Here is an 8,292-nt window from a genome sequence, read left to right as displayed (position 1 = left end):
TCATCGCAGGTTCGGCTCTGGCCGCGATGGAAGGCAACAACCCGGAAATCGGCGAGAACAAGATCCGCGAACTGATGGCGGCTGTTGATGAATATATCGACACCCCTGAGCGTGCCGTTGACCAGCCGTTCCTGATGCCGATCGAAGACGTGTTCTCGATCTCGGGCCGTGGTACTGTTGTTACGGGCCGTGTCGAGCGTGGCGTGATCAACGTTGGCGACGAGATCGAAATCGTCGGCATCCGCGACACCACCAAGACCACCTGCACCGGCGTTGAAATGTTCCGCAAGCTGCTGGACCGCGGCGAAGCAGGCGACAACATCGGCGCGCTGCTGCGTGGTGTTGACCGTGACGGCGTTGAGCGTGGCCAGGTTCTGTGCAAGCCGGGTTCGGTGACTCCGCACACCAAGTTCGAAGCCGAAGCCTATATCCTGACCAAGGAAGAGGGCGGCCGTCACACTCCGTTCTTCGCGAACTACCGTCCGCAGTTCTACTTCCGTACGACGGACGTGACCGGCACCGTGACCCTGGCCGAAGGCACCGAGATGGTCATGCCCGGCGACAACGTGTCGTTCGGCGTTGAACTGATCGCGCCCATCGCGATGGAAAACGGCCTGCGTTTCGCGATCCGCGAAGGCGGCCGCACCGTCGGCGCCGGCGTCGTGTCGAAAATTATTGAATAATTCGCGCAAGCGAATGATCAGACGGAAAGGGCGTCCTTCGGGACGCCCTTTTTTGTTTTTCCCGAATGGTGCTAGAAGTTGAGAGATGAAGTCTTTTCAATTTAAGTGAGGTTACATGTCAGGCGATAGCAATGAACAACCCGGGATAGTTCAAAAAGATGATTGGTTTAGGGGAATAGCCGAGGCAGCTAAGTGGCCGCTTGCTGTTGGTTTTCTTGTTTCTTTCCTCGGCCTATTCCTTTTGCTCAAATATGAGCCATCCACGTTGTTCTGGAAGGTCGTCTATGCCGGGATCACAGAACTTGGCTTCGCGTTTGTTATCGCCTGGATTGTTCTTGCGACGCTGGAAGTGCGCGCAAGGGATGCGCACGAAAAGGAGGTGATGGAGCGTAGAGAGGAATTTGAAGGAGAGCTTTTGAATAGAGAGAAGATTCTCAACAAGAACATCTTCGACTACATCTACTCGGTCAGGCTTCCCAAGGACATTTTCTTGAGCATCGAAAAGAACATCTTTCAGAGCCCGTTCGTGAAAGACTATCAGAGAATAGACTATCATTTTGAGGAAGTAAAAAAGGGATGGGTCCTGATAAGGGGCGAGTTTGAATATGAAATTCGCAACGTGTCGCGCGAAAAGAAGCCCTTTGACATCAAGTTTTACATAGAGAAAGAGCTTGGGGATGCCCCGCCGCCGTTTGTACAGAAAGGCTTTTATAAGGTCATTGTTGACGGCGAACACCTGTCTACTGAAGACATACAAGCCGCGGATGAAGAAGCAGAAGATACTGTCGAATACACCAACTTTAAGCTGGTGAAAAAGTTGAGCCCAGATCAAACTATGAAAGTTGTGCTGGGGTTTCATTTACGCAAACGGACCACCGACTCGGAAATCTGGCAGTCGTTAGACACTTGTTCACACTTGGACGTTAAGATCAGCTACGACCCGCGTGAGTTTGATTTGCATGTTACCACCATTCACCCGAACGATGAGTTCACTGCCGTTGACAAGGATGATTATGGCGTGAGGGTTGAGATGAGCGAACCTTTGCTCAGGGGTAACGGGGTATATCTGTGGTGGGCTTCCATGGGCGGGCATGAAGAGCCAAAGCAGTTGACCCGGTCAGAGGATATGGCTACCCATGAGGAGAGGATGCAGGCAAGCGACTAAAGATTATGGCAGTTTTGACACATTTTTGTCATAATGTTTGCAAGTTTGCAGCTCAGACTTAAGTTGTTTGCAAAGGAGGGTTCGTGTATGATTTCTGTTCGGAAAAACCTGATGCCCGGAGGTGGCACTGGTTGCTGAATTCGGAGCGTTGCGGGCGGGCGAAAGTCGGCTAATGCGACCAAACACGGCGGCTGATTGAAGGGGGGTCCTTTCACAGCTTCTAGACAACAAGGGGCGCCTAACCGGGCGCCCCTTGTTGTTTCTCTGCTCGTGGGTGCTTTTTGGGTGTGTAGATCGAAATAATCTGAGCATAGGGAGTGAGAACGAAACTTGGGTGCCCGAACGTTTCACCCGTTCAAACGGTTAAGTGAGAACGCGCTGTGATCGAAATTCGTACGGTCGATCATTTCGACGCCGCCTCGTTAGCCGCCGCCCGAACAGCCCGGATGTTCTCACCATAAACCTCCGGCTGATCCACCGATCCGCCCTTGAACACCGCCGATCCGGCCACCAGCACATCCGCACCCGCCGCGGCCACCAGCGGGGCGGTATTCGGGTCGACGCCACCGTCAATCTCGATATGCACTGGACGATCACCGATCATCTGACGCAGTTTTTTAACCTTGCCAGTCATGTCGATGAATTTCTGGCCCCCAAAGCCGGGGTTCACGGTCATCACGCAAACCAGATCCGTGAGGTCCAGCAGATGCTCGACCGCTTCGGCTGGGGTGCCGGGGTTCAGGGCAACGCCGGCTTTCATTCCGGCGCCGCGAATGGCCTGCAAGGTGCGATGGGTGTGGGGGCCGGCTTCGACATGTGCGGTCAGAATGTCCGCTCCGGCATCGGCATAGGCCTGGATGTAGGGATCGACCGGCGTGATCATCAGGTGAACGTCCATCACCGTTTTCACATGCGGGCGAAAGGCTTTCACGGCCGGAGGGCCAAAGGTCAGGTTTGGAACGAAATGGCCATCCATCACGTCAACATGAACCCAGTCGGCGCCCTGCGCTTCGATGGCCTGAATTTCCTGCCCAAAATTGGCGAAATCGGCGGACAGGATAGACGGCGCGATCTTGATGGTGCGGTCAAAGCTCATGGTGGCCTCGTATCAGCTGAAGAGTCGCGGATGCGTATACCCCTGAGCCGGTGGGATGGATAGCCCCCGCAAACGCTGTGCCGCCACAAAACTCTTGCCGCGTGGCATCTGACCCAATGGGTTGAGACCTCGGCCCGGAGGTCGGATGCGGCTGAGAATCCTAGTTCGCTGATGCCTCGTTCAGGGTCAGCGTTACACGCTCACCCGCGAAAACCGTGCGGCCGTACTCGACTGGCCGTCCATCCGGGTCGGCATTGACGCCGACCGAAAAGAGAACAGGAGCACCTTCTGACAATTGAAGTTGTAGCGCCTGCGTTGCGGTCGCCCCGCGCGCGGTCAGGCGAGTCGAGACGCGGACGTAATCCCTGATGCCGCAGGCTTGCAGCGCTTTGGTGACGGATTGGGTTTCGGTCAATGTCTGCAAGATATCCGGAAATCGTTCCGCGGGGAAAACGCTTTGAAACAGGGCTATGGGCTGCCCGTCCGCCAGGGATAATCCGTCATAGACGTGCACTGGATCACCCTTGTTAAGGCCCAGAGCTTCGGCTTCGGCTTCATCGGCGACGCGCGTGGTCAAAGCCAGGATTTTCTTACCCGGTATCTTGCCGCTGGCCGAGATGTTCTTGTGATAGCGCACCCTTTTGCCGATCGGATAATCCGTTGGCCGTGCCGCAACAAAAACGCCCGCACCGCGCCGAGCGTGCACCAGCCCCTGATCAGACATGTCAGCCAAAGCGCGCCGTACCGTGTGGCGGTTGACGCCATGGGTGGCGGCCAGCTGGGTTTCGGTCGGCAGGCGATCTCCGGTTTGATAGCGCCCCTCGGCGATGTCCGAGGTCAGGCGCAGGGCAATACTTTTCCAGATCGGCGTTTTGCTCATTCCACCAAACCTTCAAACGGTCGCAGATTGCGTTTTGACAACCTGTCGGTTAACATTTGTCTAGTTGTATAGTTCATGTAGACAACCTATCCAAGAGGCTTTGATGGCAAACCAGACGAAAATCGGGATCAAGGCACGGAAGGAATGGATGGGTCTGCTGGCGCGCGCGCCGGACACTGCCCTAATGGCGCTGTGGGACGGCATTCAGGACTGCCCGAGTTTCGAATGGCTGCGCAGGCCCGAAGTGGGTGGTGTCATGGTGCGTGGCCGCATAGGAGGAACCGGCGCTTTGTTCAACCTGGGTGAAATGACCGTTACGCGCTGCTCGGTCGTGTTGCAGGATGGTACGGTCGGTCACGGATATGTTCAGGGCAGGTCGAAATCCAAAGCAGAAGCGGCGGCATTGATTGATGCGATGATGCAGACGGCCGCTGCTGGTGATTTGCAGGAACGGCTGCTTGATCCGCTGAGGCTGCAAATGCAGTCGATCAAGACAGCGCGCGCCGCAAAGGCAGCGGCCACCAAGGTCGAGTTTTTCACGCTGGCTCGGGGGGAAGACTGATGCCTGTTCAAATGCGGTACTCGGGGGGCTTTCAAGACGCACCTGTCGACGCGGCACATGCATTCCGCGCGGCCATGACCGCCATGGCACGCCCGGGTGAACTCCGCACCCTGACTGGCTGCGCACCACCTGCGCCCTTGTCCGTCGCGGCTGGCACGCTGCTCCTGACGCTTTGCGACGCCGAGACAAACGTTCATCTGGCGGGTGAAGCCGACACCGATGTGGTGCGCGAATGGCTGACCTTTCACACGGGTGCACCGATAGTGGCGGCGGAAGAGGCTGATTTTGCCCTTGGTACGTGGGATGCACTGGCGCCGCTCAACACCTATTGTATCGGGACGCCGGAATACCCGGACCGGTCCGCGACACTTGTTGTGGAATGCAAGCGGCTGGAGCAGAACGGAGCGGTTCTGAGCGGCCCCGGCATCCGGCACACGGCGCGGCTTTCTCTGCCGGATGTTCCGGCTCTTCAGAACAATGCGCTGCTTTACCCTTTGGGGTGTGATTTTTTCTTCACCTGCGGTGAGGCGGTCGCGGCCCTGCCGCGTAGCACGCAAATCAGGTCCAGGGGGTAAGCCATGTATGTCGCTGTCAAAGGGGGCGAAAAAGCTATCGAAAACGCCCATGCGTGGCTTGCCGAAGAACGCCGCGGTGCGACAGATGTCGCGGAACTGAGCTTCGCGCAGATCCGTGAACAGTTGGGCCTTGCGGTGAACCGGGTCATGGCTGAGGGGTCGTTATACGATCCCGACCTTGCTGCGCTGGCAATCAAACAGGCGCGCGGCGATCTGATCGAGGCGATTTTCCTCGTCCGCGCTTACCGCACGACCCTGCCTCGTTTCGGCTATTCCAACCCCGTCAAAACCGGCGACATGGCCTGTGATCGCCGGATCTCGGCCACGTTCAAAGATGCCCCCGGTGGTCAGGTTCTGGGGCCAACCTTCGACTACACCCACCGATTGCTGGACTTCAAGCTGGCGGCCGAGAGCGAAGTTCCAAAGGCGCCTGAAGGCCCTGTGCGGCTGGAATCAACGCCACATGTTACCGCATTCCTGAAGGATGAGGGTATCATTCAGGATGAACCGGCCCGCGATGACGTTCCGGGCGATCTGACCCGTGAACCGATGGAGTTCCCGTCCACCCGCCCGGCGCGCCTTCAGTCGCTGACCCGTGGGGACGAGGGATTTGTGCTGGGCATGGCTTATTCGACCCAGCGCGGTTACGCCCGCAACCACGCCTTTGTCGGAGAATTGCGTATCGGCAAGGTCGTGGTTGAGCTGGACATCCCCGAGCTGGGCTTTGCCATCGATATCGGCGAGGTCGAGCTGACCGAATGTGAGACGGTGAACCAGTTCACCGGTTCGAAAACGGAACCGCCACAGTTCACGCGGGGCTATGGGCTGGTCTTTGGCCAGTCTGAACGAAAGTCCATCGCGATGGCGCTGGTCGATCGGGCCTTGCGGTGGGAAGAGTTGGGTGAAGACAACGTGGGCGCGCCCGCGCAGGATGAAGAATTTGTTCTGAGCCATGCGGACAACATTCAGGCTACCGGCTTTCTCGAACATATCAAGCTGCCGCATTATGTCGATTTCCAGTCCGAGCTGGAACTGGTCCGCAAACTGCGCCGAAAGGCCCAAGAGCGCATGTCAGAGGAGGCCGTGGAATGAAAGCCGTCGTTTTTGATATCGGAAACGTTCTGGTCAAGTGGGATCCGCATCTGGCATGGCTGGAGGAGATGGGCAGCCGCGAGGCGGTGGCAGAGTTCCTGACGCGCATCAATTTCCCCGAACGCAACCTGCGGGCCGATGGAGGAGAGATGTTCGCCGATCTGGCCGCTGAACTGGAAAATGCGGAAGATCGGCAGCGCCTCAGTGTTTACGTGGAACGTTATGCCAGAACCGTTCCGCAAAAGATCGAGGGAAGCTGGCGCCTGCTTTACCGCCTGAAAGAGAAAGGCACTCCGGTTCATGCGATCACCAATTGGTCAGCGGAAACCTGGCCTGTCGGCGTGGGGGCACATCCCGAATTGGGCGAAGTGTTTGGTGTCACCGTCGTGTCGGGGCAGGAGAAGCTCTTGAAGCCTCAGCCAGAGATTTTCCATCTGTTGTGCAAGCGGGCCAGGCTTTCACCCGAGAACTGCATTTTCATCGATGACGGGCTGCACAATGTCGAAGGCGCGCGTGCGGTGGGCATGGATGGGATCCACTTCACCGCGCCGCACGCGCTTGAACGCGCTCTTGCAGAAAGAGGCTGCTTATGAGCGCGTACAACTTCGCCTATCTGAACGAACAAACCAAGCGGATGATCCGGCGGGCGATCCTCAAAGGTCTGGCCATACCGGGGTATCAGGTGCCGTTTGCCAGCCGCGAGATGCCGATGCCCTATGGCTGGGGTACCGGGGGCGTACAGGTTTCAGCCGCGACGTTGACGCCCGAGGATACGTTCAAGGTGATCGATCAGGGCGCAGACGACACGACCAACGCCGTATCCATCCGCAAGTTCTTTGAAAACACCGCAGGGGTCGCCACCACGGAAAAGACGGAACAGGCCACAATCATTCAGACCCGCCACCGCATCCCCGAAGCAAAACTGCGCGAAGATCAGATCATCGTTTATCAGGTGCCGATTCCCGAACCTCTGCGCTTTTTGGAACCGCGCGAGACTGAGACGCGCAAGATGCACAGTCTTGAGGAATACGGGCTGATGCATGTGAAACTGTACGAGGATATCAGCCAGCATGGGGCAATTTCGACCGCTTATGCCTATCCGGTGAACGTGGCTGGACGCTATGTCATGGACCCGTCCCCGATTCCGAAATTCGACAATCCAAAGCTTGAGATGGACGCGATCCAGCTGTTTGGAGCCGGGCGCGAGCAGCGTATTTATGCGGTGCCTCCGCATACCAAAGTCGTGAGCCTCGATTTCGAGGATTATCCGTTCGAGGCCACCAAGGCCGATCATCCCTGCGATCTGTGCGGGGCCGAAGACAGCTATCTGGACGAGGTTATCATGGATGACGCGGGCAACCGGATGTTTGTCTGTTCTGACACGGATTACTGCCGGTCACGGCGTGAGGCGGGGCATGCAGGCCAATTGGCCGGAAAGAACGCGCAATGACCCCTCTGTTGCAAATCAAAGGCATTGAAAAAAGCTATGGCCGCCGGATCGGATGCGCGGATGTGAATTTTGATCTCTTCCCCGGAGAAGTAATGGGAATCGTTGGTGAAAGTGGGTCGGGCAAGTCGACCTTGCTCAACTGTATGGCCGGCCTTCTGAAGCCGGATGCCGGGCAGGTGATCTTTGATACCCGTGCAGACGGCCCGGTCGATACGGTCACAATGTCCGAGCCAGAGCGCCGGATGCTGAGCCGCACCGATTGGGCCTTTGTCCATCAACATGCGCGCGACGGGTTGCGGATGTCTGTCAGCGCCGGAGGCAACATTGGCGAGCGGCTGATGGCCGTCGGCGGACGCCACTATGGCAGCATTCGGGGCAAGGCCATTGACTGGTTGGGCCGGGTCGAGATTGACGAGAGCCGCGTCGATGACCGCCCAAGCGCGTTTTCGGGCGGGATGCAGCAGCGTTTGCAGATCGCGCGCAATCTGGTGACAGGTCCTCGGCTGGTGTTCATGGACGAACCGACCGGTGGTCTGGATGTGTCGGTACAGGCGCGTTTACTGGATTTGTTGCGCGGACTTGTGCGTGAGATGAGGTTGAGTGCGATCATCGTCACCCATGATCTTGCCGTGGTGCGTCTGCTGGCGGATCGGTTGATGGTGATGAAAAGCGGTCGCGTGGTCGAGGCCGGGCTGACGGATCAGGTACTGGACGACCCGCAACATGCCTATACGCAGTTGCTGGTGTCCAGCGTTTTGCAGGTTTGAGGCTTTGGGGAAAGATGAAGCG

Annotated in this window: 10 protein-coding genes; 8 read left to right on the top strand and 2 right to left on the bottom strand. The window is 57.6% G+C overall.

Annotation, left to right across the window (positions count from 1 at the left end; all coding sequences use genetic code 11):
• Both I9185_RS16420 and I9185_RS16415 read left to right on the top strand, forming a co-directional pair.
• Positions 1-683: EF-Tu/IF-2/RF-3 family GTPase (locus I9185_RS16420; RefSeq protein ID WP_245223606.1), on the top strand; the 683-nt coding region annotated here is incomplete at its 5' end.
• Positions 684-798: 115 nt separating this feature from the next.
• Positions 799-1,848, top strand: coding sequence for a hypothetical protein (locus I9185_RS16415; protein WP_210093584.1), 1,050 nt, complete (start codon positions 799-801; stop codon positions 1,846-1,848).
• 403 nt (positions 1,849-2,251) lie between these two features.
• Here I9185_RS16415 and rpe read toward each other — a convergent pair whose 3' ends face one another.
• Together rpe and phnF are read right to left on the bottom strand one after the other, a co-directional pair.
• Positions 2,252-2,944 (bottom strand): ribulose-phosphate 3-epimerase, encoded by a 693-nt coding sequence (rpe, locus tag I9185_RS16410; RefSeq protein ID WP_210093583.1) that lies wholly within the window; start codon positions 2,942-2,944, stop codon positions 2,252-2,254.
• A 160-nt stretch (positions 2,945-3,104) separates the two neighbouring features.
• Positions 3,105-3,824 carry a phosphonate metabolism transcriptional regulator PhnF gene (gene phnF, locus I9185_RS16405; protein ID WP_210093582.1) on the bottom strand — a complete coding sequence of 240 codons (720 nt, stop codon included), beginning with the start codon at positions 3,822-3,824 and terminating at the stop codon, positions 3,105-3,107.
• 103 nt (positions 3,825-3,927) lie between these two features.
• Between phnF and phnG the strand changes: the two genes are divergently transcribed.
• The 6 genes from phnG to phnK are packed head-to-tail and all read left to right on the top strand — an operon-like array spanning position 3,928 to position 8,270.
• Positions 3,928-4,386 (top strand): phosphonate C-P lyase system protein PhnG, encoded by a 459-nt coding sequence (phnG, locus tag I9185_RS16400; protein ID WP_210093581.1) that lies wholly within the window; start codon positions 3,928-3,930, stop codon positions 4,384-4,386.
• Positions 4,386-4,961, top strand: a complete 576-nt coding sequence (gene phnH / locus I9185_RS16395) for a phosphonate C-P lyase system protein PhnH (protein WP_210093580.1) — start codon at positions 4,386-4,388, stop codon at positions 4,959-4,961. The genes phnG and phnH overlap by 1 nt, the downstream gene beginning before the upstream one ends.
• 3 nt (positions 4,962-4,964) lie before the next feature.
• Positions 4,965-6,053 carry a carbon-phosphorus lyase complex subunit PhnI gene (locus I9185_RS16390; RefSeq protein ID WP_210093579.1) on the top strand — a complete coding sequence of 363 codons (1,089 nt, stop codon included), beginning with the start codon at positions 4,965-4,967 and terminating at the stop codon, positions 6,051-6,053.
• Positions 6,050-6,646 carry an HAD family phosphatase gene (locus tag I9185_RS16385; protein ID WP_210093578.1) on the top strand — a complete coding sequence of 199 codons (597 nt, stop codon included), beginning with the start codon at positions 6,050-6,052 and terminating at the stop codon, positions 6,644-6,646. The genes I9185_RS16390 and I9185_RS16385 overlap by 4 nt, the downstream gene beginning before the upstream one ends.
• Positions 6,643-7,503 carry an alpha-D-ribose 1-methylphosphonate 5-phosphate C-P-lyase PhnJ gene (locus I9185_RS16380; protein WP_210093577.1) on the top strand — a complete coding sequence of 287 codons (861 nt, stop codon included), beginning with the start codon at positions 6,643-6,645 and terminating at the stop codon, positions 7,501-7,503. The genes I9185_RS16385 and I9185_RS16380 overlap by 4 nt, the downstream gene beginning before the upstream one ends.
• Complete coding sequence (gene phnK / locus I9185_RS16375; RefSeq protein WP_210093576.1) at positions 7,500-8,270, top strand: phosphonate C-P lyase system protein PhnK; 771 nt, start codon at positions 7,500-7,502, stop codon at positions 8,268-8,270. The genes I9185_RS16380 and phnK overlap by 4 nt, the downstream gene beginning before the upstream one ends.
• Positions 8,271-8,292 lie beyond the last annotated feature (22 nt).

The organism is Ruegeria sp. HKCCSP346 (assembly GCF_017872595.1).
Lineage (GTDB): Bacteria > Pseudomonadota > Alphaproteobacteria > Rhodobacterales > Rhodobacteraceae > Ruegeria.
The sequence above is the reverse complement of the archived record's forward strand: the minus strand, read 5'-3'. Positions and strand labels throughout refer to the sequence as shown.

Bases quoted from the DNA above. Each gene is read 5' to 3' on its own strand.
- phnH (WP_210093580.1), top strand. From the start codon at position 4,386: ATGCCTGTTCAAATGCGGTACTCGGGGGGCTTTCAAGACGCACCTGTC.
- I9185_RS16380 (WP_210093577.1), top strand. From the start codon at position 6,643: ATGAGCGCGTACAACTTCGCCTATCTGAACGAACAAACCAAGCGGATG.
- phnF (WP_210093582.1), bottom strand. From the start codon at position 3,824: ATGAGCAAAACGCCGATCTGGAAAAGTATTGCCCTGCGCCTGACCTCG.
- I9185_RS16385 (WP_210093578.1), top strand. From the start codon at position 6,050: ATGAAAGCCGTCGTTTTTGATATCGGAAACGTTCTGGTCAAGTGGGAT.
- I9185_RS16415 (WP_210093584.1), top strand. From the start codon at position 799: ATGTCAGGCGATAGCAATGAACAACCCGGGATAGTTCAAAAAGATGAT.
- I9185_RS16390 (WP_210093579.1), top strand. From the start codon at position 4,965: ATGTATGTCGCTGTCAAAGGGGGCGAAAAAGCTATCGAAAACGCCCAT.
- rpe (WP_210093583.1), bottom strand. From the start codon at position 2,944: ATGAGCTTTGACCGCACCATCAAGATCGCGCCGTCTATCCTGTCCGCC.
- phnK (WP_210093576.1), top strand. From the start codon at position 7,500: ATGACCCCTCTGTTGCAAATCAAAGGCATTGAAAAAAGCTATGGCCGC.
- phnG (WP_210093581.1), top strand. From the start codon at position 3,928: ATGGCAAACCAGACGAAAATCGGGATCAAGGCACGGAAGGAATGGATG.